This window comes from Streptomyces sp. D2-8 (assembly GCF_023184515.1).
Taxonomy (GTDB): Bacteria; Actinomycetota; Actinomycetes; order Streptomycetales; family Streptomycetaceae; genus Streptomyces.
In genome coordinates this window covers 32,013-56,636 of sequence record NZ_JAAHBP010000032.1, presented here as the reverse complement: position 1 = coordinate 56,636, position 24,624 = coordinate 32,013, and the positions used below count along the sequence as shown (strand labels likewise).

At 69.5% G+C, this 24,624-nt stretch carries 17 protein-coding genes and 6 pseudogenes; 9 read left to right on the top strand and 14 right to left on the bottom strand.

Annotation, left to right across the window (positions count from 1 at the left end; all coding sequences use genetic code 11):
- Positions 1-460: 460 nt before the first annotated feature.
- Positions 461-852, top strand: a pseudogene (locus G3I77_RS41350) (ABC transporter ATP-binding protein); the annotation flags it as partial.
- A gap of 763 nt (positions 853-1,615) precedes the next feature.
- On the top strand, positions 1,616-2,629 hold the full coding sequence (locus G3I77_RS37890) for an RNA polymerase subunit sigma-70 (RefSeq protein ID WP_248511372.1): 1,014 nt from the start codon (positions 1,616-1,618) through the stop codon (positions 2,627-2,629).
- Between the two features lie 98 nt (positions 2,630-2,727).
- On the opposite strand, the gene G3I77_RS37885 is transcribed toward G3I77_RS37890, so the two are convergent.
- Entirely contained in the window at positions 2,728-3,465 is a 738-nt protein-coding gene (locus G3I77_RS37885) for a VOC family protein (RefSeq protein ID WP_248511371.1), read from the bottom strand.
- Positions 3,466-4,153: 688 nt separating this feature from the next.
- Entirely contained in the window at positions 4,154-4,792 is a 639-nt protein-coding gene (locus tag G3I77_RS37880) for a hypothetical protein (protein ID WP_248511370.1), read from the bottom strand.
- Between the two features lie 997 nt (positions 4,793-5,789).
- On the opposite strand from G3I77_RS37880, the gene G3I77_RS37875 reads away from it, so the two are divergent.
- Positions 5,790-6,299: a MarR family winged helix-turn-helix transcriptional regulator gene (locus G3I77_RS37875; protein ID WP_248511369.1), complete on the top strand. Its 510-nt coding sequence runs from the start codon at positions 5,790-5,792 to the stop codon at positions 6,297-6,299.
- 87 nt (positions 6,300-6,386) lie between these two features.
- On the opposite strand, the gene G3I77_RS37870 is transcribed toward G3I77_RS37875, so the two are convergent.
- From G3I77_RS37870 to G3I77_RS37855, 4 genes and pseudogenes are all read right to left on the bottom strand, one after another.
- Positions 6,387-6,812, bottom strand: a complete 426-nt coding sequence (locus G3I77_RS37870) for a PPOX class F420-dependent oxidoreductase (protein WP_248511361.1) — start codon at positions 6,810-6,812, stop codon at positions 6,387-6,389.
- 73 nt (positions 6,813-6,885) lie between these two features.
- On the bottom strand, positions 6,886-7,278 hold the full coding sequence (locus tag G3I77_RS37865) for a nuclear transport factor 2 family protein (RefSeq protein WP_248511359.1): 393 nt from the start codon (positions 7,276-7,278) through the stop codon (positions 6,886-6,888).
- 37 nt (positions 7,279-7,315) lie between these two features.
- Positions 7,316-8,096, bottom strand: a pseudogene (locus G3I77_RS37860) (MBL fold metallo-hydrolase).
- A gap of 55 nt (positions 8,097-8,151) precedes the next feature.
- Complete coding sequence (locus G3I77_RS37855; protein WP_248511357.1) at positions 8,152-8,532, bottom strand: VOC family protein; 381 nt, start codon at positions 8,530-8,532, stop codon at positions 8,152-8,154.
- 250 nt (positions 8,533-8,782) lie between these two features.
- Here G3I77_RS37855 and G3I77_RS37850 point away from each other — a divergent pair.
- The 3 genes and pseudogenes from G3I77_RS37850 to G3I77_RS37840 all read left to right on the top strand — a co-directional run.
- Positions 8,783-9,099 (top strand): annotated as a pseudogene (locus tag G3I77_RS37850) (NAD(P)-dependent oxidoreductase); the annotation flags it as partial.
- Between the two features lie 277 nt (positions 9,100-9,376).
- Positions 9,377-9,553 (top strand): hypothetical protein, encoded by a 177-nt coding sequence (locus G3I77_RS37845; RefSeq protein ID WP_248511356.1) that lies wholly within the window; start codon positions 9,377-9,379, stop codon positions 9,551-9,553.
- A 155-nt stretch (positions 9,554-9,708) separates the two neighbouring features.
- Positions 9,709-10,704, top strand: a complete 996-nt coding sequence (locus G3I77_RS37840) for an oxidoreductase (RefSeq protein ID WP_248511354.1) — start codon at positions 9,709-9,711, stop codon at positions 10,702-10,704.
- Between the two features lie 213 nt (positions 10,705-10,917).
- Here G3I77_RS37840 and G3I77_RS40775 read toward each other — a convergent pair.
- From G3I77_RS40775 to G3I77_RS37820, 4 genes and pseudogenes are all read right to left on the bottom strand, one after another.
- Positions 10,918-11,352 (bottom strand): annotated as a pseudogene (locus G3I77_RS40775) (ATP-binding cassette domain-containing protein); the annotation flags it as partial.
- The gene (locus G3I77_RS41005; protein ID WP_308311447.1) at positions 11,294-12,568 is read right to left on the bottom strand and encodes a discoidin domain-containing protein; all 1,275 of its coding nucleotides are present in this window, start codon (positions 12,566-12,568) and stop codon (positions 11,294-11,296) included. The pseudogene G3I77_RS40775 and the gene G3I77_RS41005, both read right to left, overlap by 59 nt.
- A gap of 134 nt (positions 12,569-12,702) precedes the next feature.
- Positions 12,703-14,097: a prolyl oligopeptidase family serine peptidase gene (locus tag G3I77_RS37825; RefSeq protein WP_248511352.1), complete on the bottom strand. Its 1,395-nt coding sequence runs from the start codon at positions 14,095-14,097 to the stop codon at positions 12,703-12,705.
- A gap of 82 nt (positions 14,098-14,179) precedes the next feature.
- A pseudogene (locus G3I77_RS37820) lies at positions 14,180-15,641 on the bottom strand (CitMHS family transporter).
- A gap of 179 nt (positions 15,642-15,820) precedes the next feature.
- Here G3I77_RS37820 and G3I77_RS37815 point away from each other — a divergent pair.
- The 3 genes from G3I77_RS37815 to G3I77_RS37805 all read left to right on the top strand — a co-directional run bounded on the left by G3I77_RS37815 (position 15,821) and on the right by G3I77_RS37805 (position 19,107).
- Positions 15,821-16,747 carry a LysR family transcriptional regulator gene (locus G3I77_RS37815; RefSeq protein ID WP_248511350.1) on the top strand — a complete coding sequence of 309 codons (927 nt, stop codon included), beginning with the start codon at positions 15,821-15,823 and terminating at the stop codon, positions 16,745-16,747.
- Between the two features lie 175 nt (positions 16,748-16,922).
- A complete protein-coding gene (locus G3I77_RS37810; protein WP_248511348.1) occupies positions 16,923-18,140 on the top strand; it encodes a CoA transferase in 1,218 nt (405 codons plus the stop codon).
- The gene (locus tag G3I77_RS37805) at positions 18,130-19,107 is read left to right on the top strand and encodes a CoA ester lyase (RefSeq protein WP_248511346.1); all 978 of its coding nucleotides are present in this window, start codon (positions 18,130-18,132) and stop codon (positions 19,105-19,107) included. Before G3I77_RS37810 ends, G3I77_RS37805 begins: the two co-directional genes overlap by 11 nt.
- Positions 19,108-19,160: 53 nt before the next feature.
- On the opposite strand, the pseudogene G3I77_RS37800 reads toward G3I77_RS37805, so the two are convergent.
- The 4 genes and pseudogenes from G3I77_RS37800 to G3I77_RS37785 form a co-directional block, all read right to left on the bottom strand.
- Positions 19,161-19,381: pseudogene (locus tag G3I77_RS37800) on the bottom strand (family 1 glycosylhydrolase); the annotation flags it as partial.
- 310 nt (positions 19,382-19,691) lie between these two features.
- Positions 19,692-20,867, bottom strand: coding sequence for a hypothetical protein (locus G3I77_RS37795; protein ID WP_248511344.1), 1,176 nt, complete (start codon positions 20,865-20,867; stop codon positions 19,692-19,694).
- A 453-nt stretch (positions 20,868-21,320) separates the two neighbouring features.
- Positions 21,321-21,989, bottom strand: a complete 669-nt coding sequence (locus G3I77_RS37790) for a hypothetical protein (RefSeq protein ID WP_248511343.1) — start codon at positions 21,987-21,989, stop codon at positions 21,321-21,323.
- Between the two features lie 444 nt (positions 21,990-22,433).
- Positions 22,434-24,605 (bottom strand): hypothetical protein, encoded by a 2,172-nt coding sequence (locus G3I77_RS37785; protein WP_248511342.1) that lies wholly within the window; start codon positions 24,603-24,605, stop codon positions 22,434-22,436.
- Positions 24,606-24,624: the final 19 nt, after the last annotated feature.

The following is a 24,624-nucleotide window of genomic DNA, read 5'->3' as shown; positions in this document are numbered from 1 at the left end:
AACCAGCAGACAGCGAGAGCCGGGCCTCGACAGTGAAGGCTTCCGGGGCAGGGGAGTTGGCCTTGTCCGCGAAGCCGGTCACTTCGGGGCTCGAGGTTGGTTTCGACGCCATGGGAAAGCGCGCTCCTTCCGTCCGCGAGTGCACGAAACCGTCTGCCTATCGGTGGAAGTCGTGCACGCAGTGGTCAACTTAACCAACTTGTGAGCCTTCCGTGAAGATCCAAGACCGATATGCCCGATAGCTCTTCTGTGATCTTCACCCTTCGTTCGCACCTCCGAGGGCAATGCCCAGTGAGTAATGCTCAGTACCTGAGGATCACTCCCGACCCGTCGGCTCCTGGCGGCAGGCCGACCTCGGCGCCGCACTCGGTGCTGCCCCGGGCCGGGGCTGGGTCGTCCACGCACCTGCCCTCGGCACCCGCCGCGCGGCCGCCCGTGCCCGACTCAACTCACCCTGTGGCAGCGGCGCACCGCCACACGTGCCGGACCGGTCCCGGGTGCCGTTGCGAAGTGAACTCCTATCCCACCTGGGCCGGTTGGGACCCGCGTGCCTGACCACCGCGCGGGCCGGCCCCGTCCGCACCACCCTCATCGGTGGGGTGGAGGGCGTCGACGTCTACGTCTCCCGTTACCTGCCCGAGCTCCTGGTCACGCTCGCCGCCCCCTGGCCATGGTCGAACCGCGGTCCTTCCTCGGCCTCGCCCCCGCCCTGCCCCTCGCCCCTTCGAGCCGCGCGCCTGGGCCCGGCTCCTCGCCGCCTGCGGCAACGATCACTGCAACACGTACGAGGGACTGGGCGCCGACCATCTGGAAGCCATCAAGGGCATGCCCGCGCTGCGTATCGCAGGCGCGGGGCTGCACCCGCGAACGCCAAGGCCGTGGCGCTGCGGGCCGCCGCCTCCCGTGTCGACGCGGCCGCCAAGCCTCCACACGCCTCGCCGCCCCCCGCACCACCACCGCCCACCGCACCACCGCCCACCGCACCACGGCCCGGAACGCCGTCCGGGTGCTGCTGTACCCGGTAGGTCGCGCCGTCGCCGGTGACTGATACCAGGGTCGACGTGCTCGCCCCCCATCGCGCACGGCGGTTGTGGCTGCGGGACATGGTGTGTTTGGGCACGGCCATGGGGGAGGTCCTCTCGGTCAAGGCGGGGGGTAAGACGTGGAGACGCCGTCGCTGGGCGGGAGAGCATTATACGACAATGAATGTCATGTTCTTTACGGCCGATGGGCGGCGTGTCCGTCCCGGGGACGGCTTCCCCGTCTCTCCTCCTGTGGCCATCGCCGCTCTTGCGACGGCGAGGCTTGTGCGAGCTGCGGGGATGAGTTGGCACTCGGTCGATGCGTGCCGCGCATGCCGAGGCGGATGAACCGCAGGGCAAGGGTGGCCGGCGGCTCAGCGATGCCCGGCCCGCCGCCCAACGCACCAGTTCCTCCGTGCAGCCGTCGTCCATGGCGACGCCGATCCAGGTGACACGGCCCCCGACCCGGATGCCCTGCCTGGAGCCTCGTTGATGAGAAGCACTCGGCCATGCCGACTGGCCCTGGTGATGAGTTTTCGCGCCGGAGCCCGTCACACCTACGACGGGATGCGACGAGGCGGAAGGATGACGTGATGAGTGCGGACACGCGGCTGAAGGAGCTGGGCGTGAGCGGTCTGGACCAGAGCGGGCTGGGCGAGGTCGACGAGCAGGCGTTCTCGGGACTGGTGGAGCGGCACAGGCGGGAGCTGCACGTGCACTGCTACCGGATGCTCGGGTCGTTCGATGACGCCGAGGACGCCGTGCAGGAAACGTTCCTCCGTGCCTGGCGGCGGCGGGAGACCTTCGAGGGGCGGTCGACGTTCCGGGCCTGGCTGTACCGGATCGCCACCAACGTCTGCCTGGACCTGCTGGCCAAGCGCCGCCCGGAGCCTGCGACCGGCGGTGAGGTGCTGTGGCTGCAGCCCTACCCGGACCGGCTGCTCGACGAGTTGCCGGCGGGCGACGTGGACGAGCCGGAGACCGTCGCCGTCGCGCGGGAGACGATCGAGCTGGCGTATCTGGTCGCCGTCCAGCATCTCGCGCCGCGCCCTCGGGCCGTGCTGATCCTGAGGGACGTGCTCGGCTGCGCGGCGAAGGACGTCGCCGAGCTCCTCGGAGACTCCGTGCATTCCGTGAACAGCGCGCTGCAGCGAGCCCGCGCCGGCATGCGGGAGCACCTGCCCGCCGAGCGTCAGGACTGGACCGGCGGTGAACAGGACGTCGGGACGCGTGAGCTGGTGCGCCGCTATACCGACGCCAGCGTGGCCACGGACGTCGACGGGCTCGCCGCACTGCTGCGGGACGACGTCCGCTGCTCGATGCCGCCCACGCCGGGTCTGTACGTCGGCCGCGACGCGGTGGTGAACGACTGGGTCGAGAGCGGCTTCGAGGGCATGAAGGGCCTGCGCGCCGTCCTCACCTCCGTGAACCGGCAGCCCGCCGTCGCCTTCTACCTCTGGCGGAAGCGGGAGGGTGCGTACCTGCCGCTGACGATCGACGTCCTGCGCGTCACCGGCGGGGCGATCACCGAGATCGTCACGTTCCACGACGACCGGTTCCCACGGCTCGGGCTGCCCGAGCGCCTGCCGGCGGACGGCATGGAGTAACGTGGGTCAGGCTGTCGTGAGTTGGCGGCCGGGGAGGGCGGGGTGGCCCGGTGCCGCGCACCGCCGCACCCGCCGTGAGGGGCGGACGGAGTTCCGCGTCAGCCTCGGCCGAGGACGCAGAACTCGTTGCCCTCCGGGTCTGCCAGGACGACCCAGGAGACGTCACCCTGACCCACGTCGGCCCGGATCGCGCCGAGGCCTTCGAGCCGGGCGACCTCCCTCGCCTGATCCTCGACGGGGTCGGACATCACGTCGAGATGGACACGGTTCCATACGACCTCGTCGTCGGGCGTGCGGCGGAACTCCAGGTACGGCCCGACGCCCTTGACGGAGCGCAGCAGGGCGCGGCCGTCGGTCAGCTCGTGGACGGTCCAGTCGATCGCCTCGCCCCAGAACCGGACCATGGCCCGTGGGTCGGCGCAGTCGACGACGACGGCGGCTATCGGCCCGGTGTCGCGGTAGAGCTCCCGGGGCTTCAGGACGCTGAACACGTTGCCTTCCGGGTCGGCCATCACCGTCCACGGCGTGTCGCCCTGGCCCACGTCGGCGGGTGTCGCCCCGAGCTCCTTCAGACGGGCGACCAGCTCCGCATGATGGGCGTCGGATGCGGTGGCGAGCTCGATGTGCACGCGGTACTTCACCGTCTCCGGGTCCGGGACGCGGACGAGATCGACGCAGACGGCGGACGGGTCCGGCCAGTCGAAGCCCACGGGCTCCAGGTTGGTGACGCCGGGCCCTTCGCTGGAAACACCCCAGCCGAGCGCCTCCGCCCAGAACCGGCCGAGCGCCGAGTCGTCCCGGGCCTTGAAATTCACCTGTACAAGTTGCAGCGTCATGCCGCGTACCTTAGTGATCGTCCATCGGTCAGGCGTGTGAATTCAGGCTCTCCTGCTGGTGTGGCTCAGGCGATTGCGAGTTGGCGGCCGGGCGAGGATGGATGTGTTTCCGAACCGCCCAGCCCCGACCACGGCAGGTCAGCGCCTTCGACGGGCGTGTGCGTGCGGCGCGTACGGTACGCGGGACATCGAGGCGGCGTGCCAGGCCGAACAGGACGTGCGCGAGTGTCAGGAGGAGGAGCGGGAGGCGCCGCCCGCATCGAAGACCGGCGGCCGGCTCGGACGGCGCTTCCGGTAGTTGTCCCGGCAAGCCTTCCCGGCAGTACGGGGCTTGCTCAGGAGCCGACGAGAATGCTGGCTTGGCAGCTGTGTTGAGCGGTGCTTTCCGCAGCGTAGGCGACCGCCGTTCACACCCACACAGACTTACCTCAGGCCCAGTCTCGACGACCCTCAGGCAGAGCCGCAGAGCCGCTGGCACCGACCGGCCGTGGGCGCACTGCTATGACTCCGCCCGGGCCGGTGGCTTCGACGCTGCCGCTTTGGACTGTGACAACGGTGATCCACCACACAGTCACTTACCAATGACTGATCGAGACCGGACGCACACAATCCGCACCGACGCTCACACACCTCCCTCGCGGTGCACTGGCGGCTCTGCTCGCAGAGCCGGGCAGCGCCGCCTGGACTGTCAGCCGTCAGTGGGATTGCGAGGTGCCTCGGCCTCGGGGGCAGCCGTCGGCTCTGCGGCCGGCGCGGTGTAGAAGACGGACCTGCCCTGCTTGGAGCGCTCTGCCTGGCTCTTGGCGACGAGTCCCTCGAGCGTGACGCGCACGACCTTGGGTGCGATCTCGCGGTCGGGGTGGGCCTCGCCGAGCGCTGTGGAGATCTCCGCAGCGGAGCGCGGTTCCTTCTGCTCGGTGAGGTGTTGGCGAATGAGCTCGACCAGTGTGGGCGCGGCTGCTGCCTTGACGCTGTCCGTCCTGCTGGCCGCGGGCTTCCTGGCTGCCTTCTTCACCGGCGCGGCAGTGGACTTGCGTGCCTTCTGCTTTCCGCCACCCGGCGAGCCGGCCTTCTTCCGTCGTGGGGAAGGCACCATGCCACTCTTGGACTCGGCCGCAGACTCGGTCGGCGCCTGTGCGATGCCGAGTGCCTGCTGCATGCTGACCAGCACGCTGTGATCGTGCTGCAGAGCGGCAAGCTGCCCTTGCAGGGAGGCGATCTCCGCACCGATGCGTTCCTGCTCCTTGAGGTTTGCCTCGAGGTCGCCTGTCACCTGGGCGATGTACTGCGACGCCAGTTCGGTGGAGGGAGTTGTTGTCTCGGGCATGGGGACTGCCCCTTCCTTTGCGTTGGAGGCGTGCTGCGGGTGATGCCTGTCTGGGGGGGTTCGGGGGCCCGGTGGGACGTCGCGAGTGCTGCAAGACGCCTTGGTGAGAGATGGTACGGACCGGTGGAGCCGGTTGTTCCCGCCATGTGACATCTTTTGCTCTGCGCCGGCCTCAGGAGTGCGATGTCGGGTGGCGACGAGGCAGTGTGCAGGCACGTGTTGGTGCCTGCGTCGAGGGAGCAGCCAGAGGACCTCGTCCGGCTCCCGGTTGTCATGCCATGCCTTGAGCGCCTGTTGTCACCACGTGGAGGAGTGGTTCCCCGGTCTGCTGTAGGGATGTCGGCAGGGGAGTGGGCGGCCAGTGCTGGTCAGCCGCAGGGCGGGCGCTGCGGCCGGCAGGGTCAACAGTGCGGGGTGCAGGGCCAGATGAGCGGCACGGCAGCGGACCGGGCGTCCAGGCGCCTGACCAGGACTGCGGCATCGACCAGCTGCAACTGCGGGGCAGCGCACGAGAGTCCGGCAACTCCAGCCAGTCGGCGTGGTCAGCGCCCATGAAGGGTGCCCCTGCGCTACCACGGCACCGGCGCCCGCTATCCGGGAGAGGTCTTGCGGCCGCGCACCATCTCCCGGCTTTGCGTCCCCCGACTATTCGCACAGGAGGCGTTCGTCTTCGGAGGCGCCGGCCTTCGGGAACGCCCGCCGGGGCAGGGAAACCAAGCGCGGTGCGATGACGGCGGCGAGCGGCGTGGTCAGCCGCTGACAGCGCGTTCAGGTGGTCGGGTAGTCGTACGGCGAGCGCCTTCGGGTGCCGGGCGGTCTCGGTGAGCCGGCAACTCGCCGACGGCCCTGCCCTCGTCCGCACGTTGCCGACGCAGGCCCCGCGCGGGACGTATCAAGATCTCTGTCGCCAGTGCAGGACCCTGGCGTTCGCCGAGGATCCGACGCCGATGACCTACCATTAATCATCCATGGAAGATAATTCTTCGGAAGATGAGTGATGGCTGACCTGAAGCAGCTGTACCGGGAGCTGGTCTCGCTGGAGATCGAGCTGTGGAATGGCATCGAGGGGCGGTTGCGGGCGGAGTATGACCTGCCGCTGACCTGGTTCGAGGTGCTGCATCTGCTGCTGCGTCGGCCCGGGCGGCGGATCCAGGACATCGCGGAGGAGTTCTCGATCACCGTGGGCGGCACGAGCAAGGTGGTCGATCGTCTGGAGTCGGCGGGCTTGTGTGAGCGGCGGGCCAATCCGAACGACCGCCGTTCCTCGGTCGTCGAGTTGACGTCCGAGGGGCGGAAGCGGGTGGACGGGGCGTTGAAGGCGTTCGAGGACGAGCTGGAGCTGCGGATCGGGTCGGTGATTCCCGAGAAGTCGGTGCGCGAGGTGACTGCGGTCCTCAGCACGCTTCGGGCGGCCGGACGGGCCCTGGACGCGGAGCGGAAGGCCGCCGGGCAGACGCCGGGGCCGGGTATGCGGGCGCCGAAGCAGTCCGGGCGGCCGGCGTCGTGAGCCGCGACGGCCTGCGCAGTGCCCGTGGGCTGATGGGGCGGGGCCGGGCGAGTGCGTTCGCCCGGCCCCGCCCCATCAGCCCACAGGTCAGTCGGCGATGCCGTCGAAGGCGATGACTTTGTCGATGTGGCCCCGGACGAGGAGGTTGCCAGGGCCGCCGTTGCGTGCGGCGTACTCCTCGGTGCGGTCGGCGCCCATGTAGCGGGCGCCGAGGCGTCCGCCCCAGCGCAGCATGTCGTCGGGGTCCTCGGAGATCTCGGCGCGTCCTTGGAGCAGGACGAACGCGTACGGGGGCCGGTCCTCGTCCACGCAGAGGGCGAACCGTCCGTCGCGCGCGAGGTTGCGGCCCTTGACCCCGTCCGTTTCGGTGGTGAGCACGATGTCGTCGCCGTCGAGGAGGAACCAGACCGGTGTCACGTGGGGGCTGCCGTCGGCGCGGACGGTCGACAGCTTGCCGGTGCGGGTGCCGTGTGTGACGAACGCCCGCCACTGCTCGTCGGTCATCTTCCGCATGAGGGTGCCTTTCGCGTTCGTACGGATCGACTCGTGGGTGTCCGAGGGCGGTCGGCCTCGGACACGCAAAGGTTCAGCCCCAGAAGGCGTCTTCGGCGGCCGGGTCGCCGGAGAAGAGCCACATCTCGGCGATCTTGCCGTTCTCGATGCGCAGGACGTCGACGCCGTCCATGCTCATCGACGCGCCGTCGCGGCGGCCGGTGAAGTGGATGGCGGCGGCGACCAGGTCGCCGTTTCCCATGAGGGTGTGGATCGTGTCGATGGCGAAGGTGCCCTGGCTGGTCTCCATCATGCTGCCGAGCATCTGGAAGACGGCGCCCTGGCCCTTGTGCTCGCCGGAGAACTGGTTGGCGCCGGGCTGGTGCCAGACGATGCCGGCGTCGAGGAGTTCACCGAGAGCAGCCATGTCTCCGGTCTGTACGGCCTGGAAGTAGGTGCGGGCGATGTCGAGGTTCGCTCTGGTCATGTCGCGTGCTCCTTGGGCTCTTGTGCGGGGGTGGTGGCTATCGGGCGAAGTCGAGGCGGTCGGCGAGGCCGGCGTCGGTGAACGCGGTCTCGATCTCGTCTCGGCCTTCCTTGAAGTGCGCCCAGCTGTCGAAGTGGGCGGGGGCGACCCGGCGGGCGCCGAGCATCTGCGCGGCCTGGGCGCCTTGGGTGCTGTCGAGGGTGAGCAGGGCGTTGTCGAAGGCGAAGGCCAGGCGGGCGCCGCCCAGGAAGAGAATCGCGGTGTCGATGGGAGCGAACCTCTCGGCGATCTCCTTGACGTGCTCCAGGGCGGCGTTGTCGCCGCTGCCGTAGACCGAGGGCAGGTCGTCGGAGGTGAGCATGAAGCCGACGACGTCGCCGGAGATCGGTTCACAGCCGACGGGGCCATGCCGGGCGGGGACGCTCGTGACGGTCACGGTGCCGCCGTCGGGCCGCTTGAGCTCGGCGGTCTCCCAGAAGGCCAGCCCCTGTGCGTTGCCGCCCAGACGACCGGCACCGCTGACCGTGGTGAACACGACCGGAACCTCGGGCAGGAAGGCACGGCCGGCATTGTCCAGGTTGTCGTCGTGCGTGTCGTGGGAGAGCAGGACGGCGTCGATGCCGCCCAGGTCGGCGGCGGTGACAGGTGACGGGTCGGTCTTGACGAGCTTGTGGTCGCCGGGGAGGGGCATGGGGTACTTGCCGGGCGGGTCGAACGTGGGGTCGGTGACGAACCTGCCCGCCGTACTCGATCACGGTGGTCGGGCCGCCGTAGACGTGGACGGGGATCTTTTCGCCGGTGGCGCTGGCGCCGGACATCGGTGAACCTCCAGGCGGTGAAGTGAACAATGGAGACGCGGCCCTGCGGAACCGGTCAGGCGGCGGGCACGGAGAAGACGCCGAAGTGGTGGCCGGCGGTGTCCTGCAGCCGGGCGAAGGAGGAGCCCGCAGCGTCGGAGGCCGGCTGCATGAGGGCCTCGGCGCCGAGCTCCTGGCCGCGCTTGACGGTCGCGACGACGTCCTGGACCCGGACGTAGAAGACCGCGTAGTCGGGGAAGGCGCCCTCCGACTCCCACACGCCGCCGGTCGGCTGCTGGGCGCCCGGCGTCATCACCGAGTGGTAGGTCACGCCGGAGGTGTCGGTGTTGAGGACGTACTTCCAGTCGAAGAGCTCGCCGTAGAACTCCTTGACCTTCTCCGGCTGGTCGGTGCCGAACTCGAACCAGGCGACCGAGTTGAAGGCGGGAACGGCCATGACAGTCACTCCTTACGCCCCATAGGGGAGCCACGTGACTCTCTGAGGCGGGCTGAATCCATACGGTGACCACCGCCGCGCGGTGGGGCGCCCTGCAGGAACCGGCAGGGATGAGGGGCCCTGAACCGGCCCGGCGTCCAGCAAACCATTTACATTCCATGGAAGCAACTTCCATGGATTATTGTTCCATGGTGTGGGTTCGGTGGTCTTCAGCCGGCCGGCCCTTGGACAGCACAGGAACCCGGAGTACTCCCTGCACTGGGCCGCCGGTTGGGCACCGCACCGGCGCCTGCAGATGGCCCACCACGCGGACGTCGCCCAGGGTCTGATGCGTCTGCTGTACGCGCCAGGCATTGCCGGCCGGATCTACAACATCGCCGATGACGCCCCCGTCACGACGGTCGAGCTGTACCAGCTCAACGGAGTCGAGGTGCCCGCCGGGCTCCACGACCTCACGGACCCGACCCGTGGTTCGGGATCATGTCCAACCAGCGCATCCGCCGCGAGCTCGGCTTCCGGCCGATCTATCCGAGCGTCTGGACGGCCCGGGACGCCGGATCTTTGTGACGGTCACTCTTAGAGGCCGGCGAGCACGGTGACCAGCCCGAATGACACCACACCGGTCCAGATCGCGCGTGCCGGGAGCGCCCACTCCGCCGGCGCACCGAAGGAACTCACGAGCCGGATACGGACCTTACGGCCTCGTACACCAACGGCGAGGCCGTACGCGTTGAACCCAGCCCTCGTGCGAAGATCGAAATCGTAGCGACGCCGACTTCCACCACCCGCTCGTCTCGACGCACTCGGTGCGGCGCTGCCGGGGTACGCAGACGCGGTCGAGTTCGTGCTCGGCGGTCCGCAACTGCACCCCACCTGGGCCGGCATCCTGCTGTCGACGCTGCGGTCCCACCTGACGGTTGCCCTGCTCTACACGGACCAGCGCATCCGCCGCGCGGGCCTCGCGACCGCCCTGGCCGAAGCCGCCTGCACCCCCCGCTGGCTCCCGCCCGAACTGGGCTAACGTGTGCCGTCCCGAACAAAAGAACGGAACACGGCATGGCGCACCAAGGGTGGGGACCACAGGGGCCGAACGGGCCGCAAGGACCGTACGGTCCGCAGGGGCCATATGGTCCCTACGGCGGTGGGGGCTGGCAGCCGCCACCGCCCAGACCGGGTGTGATCCCGCTGGCACCGCTCGGGCTGGGGGCTGTCTACAACGGTGCGTTCTCGACGATGGGGCGGTACGCGCGGCAGCTGTTCGGCGCGATGGGCGCGGGCCTCGCCCTGCTCTTCGCGGCGACGGCCGGCGCGTTCGCGCTGGCATACCACAGCGTCGAGGACGACTGGCAGGTACTGATCCACGCCGACGATCCGACCTGGGCCATGGTCAGCCCGATCGTGATCTCCATCGTGCTGGCGTACATGGTGCTCATGCTGCTCACCTTGCTGGTGAACTCGTTCCTCTCCGCCGTCAGCCCGGTGGTCCTGGAACACGCCGTGCTGGGCCGGCGCACCACCTTCGGTGCGGTATGGCGCCGCGCCTGGGCCCGTACACCGTCGGTGCTCGGCGTCACGTTCCTCGTCTATCTGCTGATCGCGATCCCGGTCGCCCTCTTCGTCCTGCTCTGGATCAGCCTGATCGTCCTGCTCGTGGCGGGCGAGAGCCCCCCGATGGCGCCGGGGCTCGTGTTCTTGCTCGGGCTGCTGATCCTGCCCTTGGTGACGTGGCTGCTGGTGTCCTTCTCGTTCGCGCCCGCCGCCGCGGTCCTCGAGTCGGCCGGCCCGATCACCGCCTTGAAGCGCTCGTTCCGGCTGGTCCGCCGTGCCTGGTGGCGCACGTTCGGCATCCTCTTGCTCACCTGGGGCATGGTGGCCGTCGGAGGGTGGATCGTGCAGATCCCGCTGCTGTTCGCCAGTCCGCAGCCCTCGTACGACGCCTACGGCCCGTACGACGAACCGCCCGCCGACATCGGCGAGTTCTTCACTGAGGTGTACGGCGACGCGCTGCCCGGCCTGTGGACCTATCTGGTCGTCACCGTCGTCGTCACGCTGGTGGTCCAGCTGCTCGCCACCGCCTTCACACAGCTGGTCAGCACTCTGCTCTACATCGACCAGCGCATCCGCCGCGAAGGCCTCGGCGAGAGCCTGGCCCGGGCGGCCGGCCACCAGTAGACCGGCACACGGACATACAGGAGCACAGGAGACAGACACCGGAGACCGGATGCTGAAGGGGGATCCGCGATTTTCCCCAGGCGAGCTCGCGTTCCCCACCATGCTGCGGATACGCCCCATGCGGGTGAGGTATGAGCTGGCCGAGATACGGTCATGCGGGGTGAAGCGGTCCGGTACGCAACCAAGGTGCGGCGGCCGGCCCGACACGCTCCCGGAGGTGGGCTGCGACAGTCCGGCGAGGATCCTCAGCAAGGTCGACTTCCCCGAACCGTTGTCGCCCACCACCGCGAGGGCGTCGCCGGTCGAGACCTGCATGTCCACGTTGCTGAGGACCCACCGACCTCCGCCGTAACGCCTGCCGACCGCCTCGCAACGTAACAACTCGGCTCCTCCATCGTGGCTCGCGCGCCTGTCCGGCCCGGGCAGGCCGGCGTCCGGGTCGTCCCGGTAACCGTGGAGGGTCGCAGCGTACTCCGAGAGGACGGTCACCCGTGCTCCTGGGTGGCGTGCGTCAAGCGCCGTGGAGGGCGAGGCTGCCGAGTTCGGGCCGGGCGGTACAGAAACCGCGACGCACAAGCGCGTTCGCCGGTTAGAACGGGCAGGTGTCCATCCAGTGTGTGACCAGGGAGGTGTTGTTCTTGTCGGCATCACGTGGCGGACCGCACAGGAACGGGCTGAAGCGGGTGTCGGCTCGCAGCCAGTGGCTGAAGAAGGACACGATCCACTTGCCCTGCTTGGCCTTGTCGCCGTAGCCCGTCATCGGGCAGAGATGGTCGCCCGGAACCTCGATGTAGAGCTTCTCGGCCTGGGACATGGAGTTGTACCAGGGCACGGCGTAGGTGTTGCCGTGGGCGACCGGGTCGCTTTGACAGGTCAGGAAGAACGTGGGGTCGGTGACCCCGGAGAAGTTCGCGTTCGGGAGGTACGGGGCCGTGGGCACGCCCGCCCGGAAGCGCGGGTCGTCCCGGAGGGCCACCATGACGCCACCACCGCCCATCGAGTGGCCGACCGCGCCCAAGGTGCCGTTGACCTTTCCCGATATCGGGTTGCCGGGGGCACGGCCGAGCGCGAGTAGCTGGGTGCCGGCGGCCGTGATCTGGCGGCCACGCGACGTCGGATCGTCGGTCAGGGTGTTGGTTCCGACGTTGATGACGACGAAGCCCCAGGAGGCGAGGCGCGGTGCGAGCCACCGCAGGTTCTGCTGGGTGCCCTGATAGCCCGGCATCAGTACGACACCCGGGTACGTGCCACTGGCCGTTGGATACGTGACCGTGCCGGAGCCGTACCCGCTCGGGCTGGGAACGGTGTAGGTGGCGGTGGTCAGCGGGCCGTCGGTGGCCTCCAGGGACGCGGTCGTCGGGGCCGGAACACCGCTGCCCGGAGGGGTGCCGTTCATGGTGCCGTACACCTCGAACTCCCACAGCGAGTAGCCGTGGGGGGTGCCACGCTGGGTGCCGTGGACGCGGACGTACCGGCCCTCGCCGTTCACGGCGAGGGTCTGCATGCCGCCGGTGCTCGTCGTGGTCGAGTGGATGGTGGTCCAGGTGATGCCGTTGTCGGAGGTCTGGATCCGGAACGCGCGGGCGTACGCGGCCTCCCAGTGCAGGACCACCTGGCCGAGGGTGGCGGTGGCCCCCAGATCGACTGTCAGCCACTGCGGATCGCTGAACGTGCTCGACCAGCGCGTCCCGCCGTCGCCGTCCACCGCCGCCGACGCGGGGGTGGACGCCCTCTCGGTGGACGAGGAGGTCGCGGGTTTGCCCTGGGACAGCAAGTCGGCGGCGGCGGCCGCCGGCCGGGCGACGGCCGTCAGCAGAGTCAGTGTCAGGCCGATGACGGTCGCCAGTGCGATCAGTGCCGTCATAGCGCGGGGCCGGGTCCGTAACGGCGCGGCAGGGTCGGCCGAACGACGGGATGGACGCATTGCTTTACCTCCAAAGAGCGGTGAGAGCGGTAACCGGACAGCGAGGAGAGGCAACGGCGCCGGAGTGCGGGCGGCTACCGGGACTGTGCGAAGAGCCAGTCGATGACCACGTCGTTCTCGTAGGTCTGGGCCCATGAGAGGTGTGGGTTGACCGGTGTCGTCCCGGCCGTGTAGCTCGTGAACAGGACGTGACTGCGCGTGGCGCGGGCCTGCCGCAGGAGCGCGCGGGAGCGGGCCTCGAACTGTGCCTTCGGCAGATCGTTGGCCCACTCCCCACGGCTGACGCGTGCACCGGCGTCCTCCAGTGCGTTCATCAGGGTCCAGGTGCCGGGATTGCCGAACCGGCCCTCCCGGTAGGGAACCACCGGGTCGTCGACGGAGTGGTCGGCCCAGATCGGGATGTGCGTGATCCTGTCCATGGCGGCCGGGTCACCCCAGCCGGCCGTGGGCAGGGCAGCCGCGAACGCGTCGGGTCGCTTCGCCAGCAGGCTGTAGATGCCGCGCCCGCCCGAGGACAGGCCGACGAGATACAACCGGGCAGGGTCCACGTTCCTGGAGTGCTCGCTCACGAAGGTGTCGATGAGTTCGGTCAGCGCGCCCTGGACCGTGGGGTCGGTCCAGTCCGTGCCGTCGGGTCCGTCCATGGGACGGGGCAGGGGGATCTGCGGAGAGAGGACGAACGCGGGGTTGCGGCGCTGTCGTTCCGGTTTGGCGAACGTGACCGCGATCCGGTTGGACGTCAGCTGGGTCATGTTGTTGTCCGCGACTTCGCCACCGCCGTGCAGGGTGACGACGAGCGGGTAGCGCGTGCGCGTGCCCGGGTTCCGTACGAGCCCTTCGGGCCGGTACAGCCGGAAGTCCAGTTCGAACCCCGCGGAGTCGGTGAAGGACCCGGCGGTGAAGTCGTCGACGACGGGGGTGATGACGTCGTCGTTCTGGATCGCGAACGGGCCGGCCTGGAGTACCCGTTCACCGTCCGGGGTGCGCACGTCCGCCACCTGTCTGACCGAGTAGGCGCGGTCGAGCGGAAGGGGATCGGTGCCGGCGGCCCGCGCGTTGGTGTCGTTCGGGTCGAGCTCGATGATCAGGTGATTCCCCGGCCGTCCGGGGCGCGACCGGTCGTCCACTTCGGCGGCGGTGTTGGAGTACACCCGGGTCACCGTCCGAGCCGCTGTCCGCCCGCCCACGGTGGCCTGCACCTCGAAGGCGGAGGGCGGGACCACCACGCCGCGCAGGTCGATGCGACGCGCGTACTGGACGGCGACGGCTGTCACCAGCCAGTTGTTCCTCGGCGTCACACGAGTGACGAGGTCGGTGCGCAGGACCGGGTGGGGTCCGGAGGCCGCTTGCCGTCCTTCGGATGCGACTGTCGTGGCGTCGGCGGCCGCGGCGGTTGAGGTGCTCACGGCCGGCGCCGTGACCGCGCCTGCGGTGGCGGCGAGCACCGTACGTCTGGCGATCGGTCTCATGGGTCCTCGTCTCGGTCGGTTTCCACCCGGAGCGGGCGCCCGGGTGTGGGGATCCGGTCGCCCGCCTCGGGGCTCCCGGCGGTTACAGGGAGAAGGCGCCGGTCAGTAGCGCGCCGGCGGTCATGACGAGGGTGGTGGCGAAGGCCCAGCGGAAGATGAAGCGCTGGTGTTCGCCGAGCGACACACCGCTCATGCCGATCAGGATGAACGTGGACGCGGTGAGGGGGCTGAGTGGGAAACCCGTCGTCATCTGGCCGAGAATGGCGGCCCGGGCGACCTCGGCCGGGTCCGTGCCGAACCCGTTCGCGGTCTCGGCGAGTACGGGCAGCACCCCGAAGTAGTAGGCGTCCGGGGTGAAGACGAGGCTCAGCGGCATGCTGGTGACGGCCACCGCGACGGGCAGGTGCGACCCGACGGAGGCGGGGACTACGGAGACGAACGCCTCGGCCATCTCGTCGATCATCCTGGTGCCGCTGAGGATTCCGGTGAGGACGCCGGCCGCGAAGATCATCGTCGTGACCAGGACAACGCTCTTGGCGTGCTTGTCGAGCAGGGCCTGTTGCTGTTCCCAGGTGGGGTGGTTGACCAGCAGCGCGATCGCGAAGCCGAGGACGAACAGGACCCGGGAGCGGCAGCACTTCCTGGATCAGGCAGAACAGGAGGGCGATGGTGAGCAGGAGATTGAAGATGTTCAGCCAGGGGCGCTGCCCCGACGGGACCCGGACGGCGCCGGGCCCGTCTCCGGGTGACCTGACAGGGGCGGCCCGGCTCTCCGGCCCGTCGGCCGTCGTGGGAGTGACCTGCCGGTTCGACTCGGCAGCCGCGCCGACCGGGGCAGGCGTCGAAGCGGCGGGTTCGCGCTCGTCCCCCGCATCCTCGCCCTGGTGCGTGTCCGTACGCACGTCCGTGCCCGGGCCCCGTGGGGACAGCGCGCCGAGACGGTTGCGCTCCCGACGGCCGAGCAGGTAGGAGGCCACCAGTACCCAGACGACACCGAAGCCCATCGCGGGCAGCACGGGGGTGAAGACCTCGGAACTGTCCAGTTTCAGCGCCGCCATGGCTCGCACGGTCGGGCCGCCCCAGGGAATCATGTTCATCACGCCCGCGCCCAGGCAGACCACTCCCGACAGCACCAGGGGGTTCATGCCGAGCCGCCGGTAGACCGGCAGGAGCGCGGAGACGGCGATGACGAACGTGGAGGCACCGTCGCCGTCCAGGGCGACGCACAGTGTGAGGACGGCCGTCGCGACGGTGACCCGCAACGGATCCCCCCGCGCCGCGCGCAACAGGGCGCGGATCAGAGGGTCGAAGAGCCCGGCGTCCACCATCAGGCTGAAGTACAGGACCGCGAAGGCGATCATGATGCCGGTGGGGGCCACCTTGGACAGCCCACCGAGGATCAGTTCGCCCAGATCGCCGGCGAAGCCTCCGACGAGTGCCGCCAGCACCGGTAGCAGGACGAGAGCGACCAGCACCGAGGCGCGTCTGGTCATGGTGAGCAGCAGGAGGACGGCGATCGTGGCGAAGCCCAGGGCTGCCAGCATGAGGCGCTCGCTTTCTCGGGGACGGCCCTCGGCGACGGTGGGCGGGGCTGGGCGGGGGACGACCGAGGCGTTACGCGAGAGTTTCGGAGCACCAGCGGATCGGTGTCCAGCATCAAACTGAGATCTGTCCATGCGATAGGCGCATCAATTCCCGAGGGCGCGCCCTATGCTCGTCGGCCATGGAGGCCACCACCTTGCGTCAACTGGCGGCGTACACAGCCGTAGCCCGGGCTGCGAGCTTCACCGCGGCCGCCGCGGACCTGCACGTGTCCCAGTCCTCACTCAGCCGCGCGGTGGCGGATCTGGAGCGACAGCTCGGCGTCCGGCTCCTCGAACGGCACACCCGCAACGTGCAGTTGACCGCGGCGGGCGTCGAGGCCCTGCGTGTCGCCGAGCAGATCGTCACCGCCCACCGGGCAGGCATGAAGGAACTCAGGCGATTCCTGCTCGGCGAGTCCGGAACGGTCGCCGTGGCCACCCTTCCCTCGGTCGCCGCGGTGCTCCTGCCGCAGGTGATCTCCGACTTTCGCGAACGGCGTCCGCAGGTGACGGTACGTCTCCTCGACGGCCTGGAACGGCTGGTGGTGGACCGGGTCCTGTCCGGTGACGCCGACTTCGCGATCACCACCATCGGCCATCCGCCCGAGCAGCTGAAGCACCGCCCCCTGGTCAGGGACCGCTTCGTCGCCGTGCTGCCGGAAGGTCACCCGCTGGCCGACCGCGACGAGATCGCCTGGGACGACCTGGCTCGTCAGCCGTTCCTTGCCGTCGGGCGCGACTCGAGCGTGCGCCGGCTCACCGATGCGGCGTTCGCGCAGATCGACGCGCACGCCGTACCGGCGGCCGAGGCGGGCAGTATCGCGACCGTGGGCGGACTGGTGACCGCCGGCCTCGGGGTGACGGCGATGCCTGCCCTCGTGCTGCCCCTCATGGCCGCCGGGCCCGTCGTCTGCCGTCCCCTGGCGGACCCCGTGGTGGACCGGCGCCTGGACGTCGTGGTGCGCGTCCGGCGAACGCTCCCGACGGCGACGGAGCGGTTCCTGGAGACGCTCGAGGAGCACCGCCTCCGGGGCCGCGCTCTTCCGCCCGGGGTTTCGTGGGCATGAGGCCGCGCGATGGGCGTATTGATGCGTCCTTCGCATTGATTCATCGCCTTCTGATGCTCGACAGGCATTTCTTGGCTCCTGCACTCTGAGAACCCCGAACGGTGACGACCGTGCGCCCCGACGCGGTCGACCCAGCCGGGAGCAACGCGAAACAGCAGGGGCGAGGGAGCGATCGGTGCCGGACGACGAGCGGAACACCACCGGACGTGGGCAGCTGCAGGGGTTGAAAGTGGTCGAGTTCGCCCATGTGGTGGCCGGGCCGCTGGCGGGCTCGATGCTCGCCGACCAGGGGGCCGACGTCATTCACGTCGAACCCCCCGGGGCCGGCGACGCGGCCCGCGCCATGGGGCCCCGACGTGACGGTGTACCCCTGTGGTTCAAGGTCGCCGGCCGCAACAAGCGCTCGGTCACCCTCGATCTGCACCACGCGGCCGGCCGGCGTGTCGCTCGCCGGCTGGTCGCCTGGGCGGACGTCGTGATCGTCACCCTGCGCGCCGGACGCCTGCGCAGCTGGGGACTCGACTGGGACTCCGTGCACCGGATCAACCCCCGGGCCGTCCTGCTGCAGATCTCCGGCTTCGGCGCCACCTCGTCGCAGGCGGACGCTCCCGGCTTCGGCAAGATGGGGGAGGCGCGCAGCGGAGTCGTCCATCTGACCGGGTTTCCCGACGGCCCGCCCGTCCACACCGGCTTTTCGCACGGTGACGCCGTGACCGGCCTGATGGGCGCCTATGCCGTCCTCGCGGCCCTCCACCGGCGTGACCACGACCCCGGTTTCGACGGTGAGTGGATCGACCTCGCCCTCTTCGAGCCCCTGTTCCGTCTCGTCGAATGGCAGGTCATCGTCCACGACCAGCTGGGACGCGTGCCCGACCGCTCCGGCAACCAGCTGGCGGTCGCCCCCGCGGCCGTGATCAACACCTACCGTTCCCGCGACGGCGACTGGATCACGGTGACCTCCGCGACGCTGCGCTCGGTCCGCAACATCGCCTCCCTGCTGGGACTCCCCGAGCAGGAGTTCGCCACCGCGCGGCAACAGTACGAGCGGCGAGGGCAGCTGGACGAGGGCCTGCGGAACTGGGTGGCCGGGCGCGGCACCGGTGAGTGCCTTGAGGAGTTCGCCCGCGCCGAAGTCGTGGCCTCACGCGTGTTCGACGCCGCGGACATCGCAGTGGATCCCGTGTACGCCGAGCGCGAGGACATCATCACCGTCGACGACCCCGACCTCGGTCCGGTGCGTATGCAGGCCGTCATTCCGCACTTCCGGCAGCGACCCGGCCGGGTCTGGCGCACCGGGCCGGCCCTCGGACAGGACAACCACCTCGTCTACGGGCAGTGGCTCGGACTCAGCGCGGAAGAGCTGACCGACCTGGAGAAGAGCGATGTCATCTGAGGCGTCCTCGGAAACGCCTACCGAAGTGCACGCGGGAGCGGTCGACCGGCCCCCGCTGCGCTCCCTGCTCTTCGTCCCCGGCACCCGTACCGGCTGGCTGTCCAAGGCCCGGGCGGCGGGCGCCGACGCGGCGATCCTCGACCTGGAGGACGCGGTGCCCGCCTCGGGCAAGCCAGCCGCCCGGGCGCAGGTGGCCGACGTCATCACACGGGCCGCCGCGCCGGCGGATCGGACGGGGCGGATGGCGCTGTTCGTCCGTGTCAACCCGATGGACGGCTGGGCGGGGGCCGAGGAACTGCGCGCGGTCGTACGGCCCGGGCTCGCCGGCATCGTGCTCCCCAAGGTGCGCTCAGCCCGGGACGTGGAGCTCGCCGACCGGCTGCTGGGCTGGTGCGAGCGGGAACAGGGCCTCCCGCCAGGACAGGTGGCCCTGATTCCCCTGCTGGAGACGGCGCGCGGTCTGCGCGAGGCCTACGACATCGCCCGAGCCGCCCCGCGCATCGCCTACCTGGGCGCTCTCACCGCTCCCGGCGGTGACGTGGAACGTGCCGTCGGCTACCGCTGGAGCCCGGAGGGAACCGAAACGGTGGCACTGCGCTCCCGTGTTCTGCTGGACGCGAGAGCAGCCGGAGTACCGTGCCCGGTCAGCGGATTGTGGACGCGGGTCGGCGACCTGTCGGGGCTGCGTGCCTTCGCCGAACAGAGCCGCTCCCTCGGCTACGAGGGAATGATGGCGATTCATCCTTCCCATGTCCCCGTGATCAACGAGGTGTTCTCTCCCGGCGCCGCCGAACTCACCCGCTGCGCGGCGCTGATCACGGCGATCGAGTCCGCGCAGAAGAGCGGAACGGGCGCTGTGTCATTCCAGGGTGAGATGGTCGACGAGGCCATGGCCCGCACGGCACGTGTCGTTCTCGAACGACATCGGGCGCACGTTCGCGTGTCTGACCAAACAGGAGGTCCATGAAAGGCCGCCCCCGGCCTCCGCTCGCGCGGCGGACGGGGGCGGACTCGTGGTGCGGCACGCTCGGGCCGGCCGTCGGCATCCCACAGCTCTTGCGGCAGGTCCCAGTGGTAGCAGGTGGCCTACAGGCTGGATGCCCTGGCAGCTCGTCGGCGAGGCGTCGGAAGAAGTCCAGGCCTTGCTGCTCGGCGGGCCCACGGCCAGTGGGCTGGACCCGGGGCCAGGCGAGGGATAAGCGGTAGGCGCCCAGAGCGAGTTCGGCCATGAGGGCGGCGTTGACGAAGACGAGCGGGCCCTTCGCCGCAGCATGCGCGCCCTGCACACCCCCGGCCCGGTCTGCAGCGGCACCCGCGTCAACGAGTCAGAACCTCCGCAGGAGCTGACCCGACACTCCACAGAAATGCCGCAAGTGCTGGGTAGGTGCGGCCCTTTCGGTACGAGATCATCTCGGTGATGCGGCGCCAGGCGGCTTCGAGATGGGATCGTCGTCGCGGAGGAGGCGTACCAGAGTGGCGTCCCCCCGGCTTCGCAGGGATGGCGGGCAGCCGGTGTACCCCGTACGAGGGCGTATCGCCGGGGTGGCCAGGTCAGCACGAGTACATGTAGGGGCCGAGCACGCAGGACGAGTCGGAAGACGCCTTGGCGGTGTTCAGAGTTCTGGCCCAGTCCCCGATCGGCCCCAGCCACGCCGGGTCGATCGAGCCGAGAACGAAGGCAAGAACACATGCGCCCAGCAGCAGGCCGGTGAGCAGTCGGGGGATGCGGTTTCCCCGGTCGGCGCGCACCAGGCTCATCAGGATGCTGAGACCAGGCACTGCCAGTAGGCAACAGAAGACGGCGGTGCTCACCAGCACACCGCAGAAGGCCAGCATCAGGCTGGCAGGGTTCGAGACCGGCAGAAGTTGGGTGAGTGAGACCCCTCCCACTCCGGCCACGGCCGGGACAGCGGACGTCAGCGGAATTCCGATGCCGGCCTTGACCAGCGATCCGATGAGAGATGCGTTGACGTCGGGGCCCGGCGAGGGCAGGGGCAGTGCGGAGTTCCCGGACTTCTGCGACAGGTCCTGGACGGGGTGGTGGGGTGCCCTCGCTGGTTGAGGCGGTTGGGGCGAGCCGTGTTCGGCTGCGTCCAGTAGCCGCTCCAGGCGGGCGCAGTGCTCTTCGGCGAGGGCGGTGGCCTGCTGAGCATCGGCCAGTTGCGTGCGCAGGCTGGTGATCTCTTGGCGCAGGCTGTCGCGTTCGGCGCGCAGCCGCGCCTGCTCTGCCCGGGCCTGATCCATTGCGCAGCGGTGCTGGTCGCGGTCGGCCGCCCGGGCAGCTTCAAGAGTACGCAGCTCCGTCTCCACCATGTGGAAACGGCGTTGCCGCTCGTGCAACTCCTCTTTGAGCTCTTGTTCTCTGTCCTGGCTTTCGCGGACTTGCTGGTCCTGTTCTTCGAGCAGTTGCTGAAGTTCCTGGACTCGGTGGTTGCGCGTGCCGACCGATACGGCTTTGCCGTGCAGCATGCGCAGTCTGCTGATCACCTCGGCGGTAACCGGCTCACCGCGGTGGTCGGCCACCTGAGTGAGCAGACCCGTCACAAACGACCAGGGCGGCACCCGCTTGCCGTTGAGGTAACGCGAGACGGTCCCCGGATCGCTGTGAGTGCGCACGGCGTAGCGACGCAGTGAGATCCTCAGCGAGGCGAACAGCATCCGTAGCGTCTCGGCCAGCTCCCTGACCTCGGGTCGGATGTCGTCCCCCAGCGGGTCCAGTCCGGTCATGCCCACCCCTGTTCAGTGTCGCCGCCAAATGGCAACGCGTGACGCTTGCCGCAACTCCCCCGTCCCGCGCCAGCCTTGGTACAAGACCTCACCGACACGGCCCGACTGGGCACTGTCCGTCACGGGAGTGAAAGCCTATGTCCACGACCCGCCGCCCCCAGGCCCCTCGAGCAAAATCACGCCGCAGCCGCTCCGCGATGCTCGCTGCGGCCATCGCCGGCACTTGCTCCGGCGCCGCTCGGGCCACGCTCACCTGGCTGCTGAACCACATCATCATTCCCTGAGACGGCCCGCCTCATGCGGATGGGCACAGCCAGAAGAGGGCTCTGGTCGCCGTGACAGCGACCAGAGCCCTCAACCTGGTGGTGAACAGGGCAGCTCTGTCGGAACTCTGCCTCATGGGCGACGCGCTCCTCGCACGAGGACGCTATTCGGAAACGACGCTTCTCCGGATCACCACAGGAACTGGTCCAACTGGGAATCGACGCCCCGGCGGCGGCGGACGTGGCCACGCCAGCCGGCCAGCACCGCCATCAAAGTCCACGTCACCGTGCCACCGATCAGGCCACTCAGCCGACCCGCGGCATCGACGTCGTCCGCTTGCTCCATCGGGACCGCGCCCTCGGGGTCACGGATGATGTCGAGCCGGTCACCTACCTTCGGCGCCCAGACGTCACCGTTGAACTGCAGTTTCTCCTCCAGCTTCTCTCCGTCCGTGCCCCGGAGGGTGAAGCGATGGTTGTTACTCGATGTGCCGGCCACGGTATCCGCCACGATCACGACGCTCTCGCGCACACCGCGCTGCTCCAAGGCGGCCTCGGGCGCGTACTGGACCGACCCGACAAGGATGAACAGCGCAGGCACCGCGGACAGCACGGTCAGCCACCAGGCTCGGTGGAGCAGGGCCATCATCACGGCAAAGGTGAGGCACAGGAGCACCCCGACACTGATGGGGACGGCCTCAAAGCCCAAGGTCAGGTACGCGACGTAGGTGGTGGCTGCTGCGGACGCCCATCCGAACGCCACCAGCCCGGTCGTTCGCCGCGCCGACCTCCACGGGTTGACGGCCAGCCCTCCCATCCTGCTCAGTGGAGTGATCCCGCTGCTGCGTATTCCTGACATCCCCGCTCCTTGCCGTACCGGCGGCTGTTGGCTCTGCCGCGGGCTGGCACGTTTCAGGCAGTCAGATCGAACTGCGCATCAGCGTCCTGGGCGCAGCGAGTGCCCGCGGCCGCGCGGCGGGCCCGGCGTATCGGACGGCGCTCGGGCCTGCGGCGAAATCCCTCCGGGCCGCCGTAGCGGCGGGTGCTTCATGGGACTCGTGCCCGTCGTCGACGGCACACCGTTCGTCATCGTTGGACGTACCGCGCGCCCGTGCCCTGTCTGCCGGGTGTGGCATGGGCCTCTCGCGCAGGAGAGGCCCGAAAACGGCTCGGGCGACGCACGCGCGGTGAGCGGGGGCGCCGCCCGGAGCGACATCGAGGGCGAGGAAAGCGAAGGAACTTGTTTCAGGAAAGGAGTGAGAAGGAAGTCCCTTCATGGCCTCGCCGACGGCAACGCTAGCACTCAGCCCGGGATCAGGTCGCGCAGGTTTTCGAGGGTGACGACCTGGGAGCCCGCGGGCAGCCCCTCGGGACGTTCGAGCCCGATGTATGTGACCGGCTCGTCCAAGACGGTCTCGTCGTCCCACAGTTCCACGGCCGTGGCGCCGTCGGACATCAGGCCGACCAGGTAGCGCACCGTCAGGTACTCGCGCTCCACGAGGGCACGCACCACCTTGGACACCGACATCTGGTTCTCCTCCACCCGGTTGGCCGACGAGATGCCTCTCAGATACAGGTGCAGCCACTTGGCGCCCCACCGGCCGTCGTCCTCGCGCCGGAACACCAGCGGCAGCGCCACTCGGCCCACCCCGCGCAGCTCCGATTTCATCCGTACCGTGCGCGGCTCGAACGGCCGGCCCTTCTGCTCGCCGTCGCGCACCATGAAACCGAAGAACGACTCCTCGGTCTCCTCGAAGCCCTCGCCGGCGTAGATGTTGACCTGCGGAACGATGGAGGTGCTGCGCACCCGGTCCAGGGACAGGTTGATGAATTCCGAGGCCCCGTCGGGCGCCTCGGTGACATCGCCCGAGTGCTTGCCCCCGACAGCCTTGAGGGATGTGTACGAGAGCCAGCAGTCGGTGCTGTAGTCGGCGTGGAGAAGCAGGGCCGAGAGATCGTAGTCGGTCCGCTTCTCGGCCTGCTTCCAGTACACGAAGAAGCGCAGATGCTCGCCGTCGACCGCCGAGATGGAACCGCGCGGCAATACGCCGAGCCCGGCCGCGGACGCTCTGCCGCTGAGCGGGAGCGCCACGTCGAGGACATCGGGGTCGAGCAGCAGTCGGCGCGGTGCCGGGAGCCTGCGGCGCATCTCGGCGTCGAGGGCGGTGATCAGGCGATCGCGGTCGGCGGCGGGTACCGGCGGCCGGGCGTCGGGGGTGACCCAGCCGTGGCCTCGGCGGTTGACGAAGATCCGGGGTTGGTCGCTCACCCGCTCCCGGTTCTGGAAGTGTTCGCGGACGGACAGCACGACGCGGCCGGAGACCTCGGGAGCCACTTCCACCGCGGTGGCCACCACCGCGTCGCGTTCTTCCTGGTCGGCGGCGATGCGCAGCAGAAGGTCGAGGGCACGGAACAACTTGCCGGGAGCGGATTTCAGCAGCCGCACGGCACCGAGGACGTCGGACGCGTCGAGCAGCTGCTCGACGCGGCTGTCGAAGGACCGTGCCTCCTTCTCGCCCCGAGCCACGGCGAACACATCGGCCGCGTACGGCCACTGCGGATACTCGTGCGGGTGAAGACGCTCTCCGAGTCGCTTGAAGGGCTCGCGGTAGGCGTGCACGTCGGCCAGCCTGGCGGGGTTCGCCGCGACCACGGCATCCAGGCCGGCGAGCAGCTTCCGGCGCACCGGCCGGGGGAAGCCCCGGAACCGGGTCGGCTCCTGCAGCGTCACGTCGCCGCCCGAGAGCGCGCAGGCCAGCCGCAGCACATCGACGACGGTGTCGAACAGGAGGTCCGCGCCGGCGGCGAGACGTGCCGCGTTGACGACCGCGCGGTTCTCCCTGACCGGGATCGACTCCGGCTGGGGTCCGAGCGCGCACCGCTCGGCGAGGATCTTGAGGTCGCCCAGGTGGTCATCGCCCAGTGGCGTCGTACTGCCCGCCAGGGCGAGGTACAGGTCCGTGAGTTCGCCGTCCAGGTCCCGTCCGAGGTGCAGGACGGTCACCCGGTCGCCCGCCGAGGCGATCAGCTCGTCCTGCGCCGCGAGCATCTCCTCGTAGGTGTGCTGGTAGCGGCCGTACGTGGGCAGGCTGAGCAGGTCCAGCACTCCGTGCGCCAACTGCGTCAGTACGTTCCCGCGCGACGCGTCGTCGACGAGCGCCTTGGCCACACACCGCATCCAGAACTCTTCGGTGTCCGGCACGTTCACGGGGAAGTCGATGAAGTACGAGTTGTGCCGGACGTGATCGCCGACCATCTCGCTCACGGTGCGCAGCGTCCGCTTGGCGGTGTGGACGACGGCGGCCTCGGACAGCCCGGACAGCCGTTCAAGCAGCTCCGCCGAGAGCTTGAAGCCCACGGATGCCAGCGTCGCGTCCAACTGCCGCGCGGCGGTGGCGCCTTCTCCGGCAGAGCCCTTGGGGGAGGGGATGCGGTGGGTGTGTCGGATGACCAGTGATTCCAGACCGTGCGCCATTCGGGGATGATCGCAGATC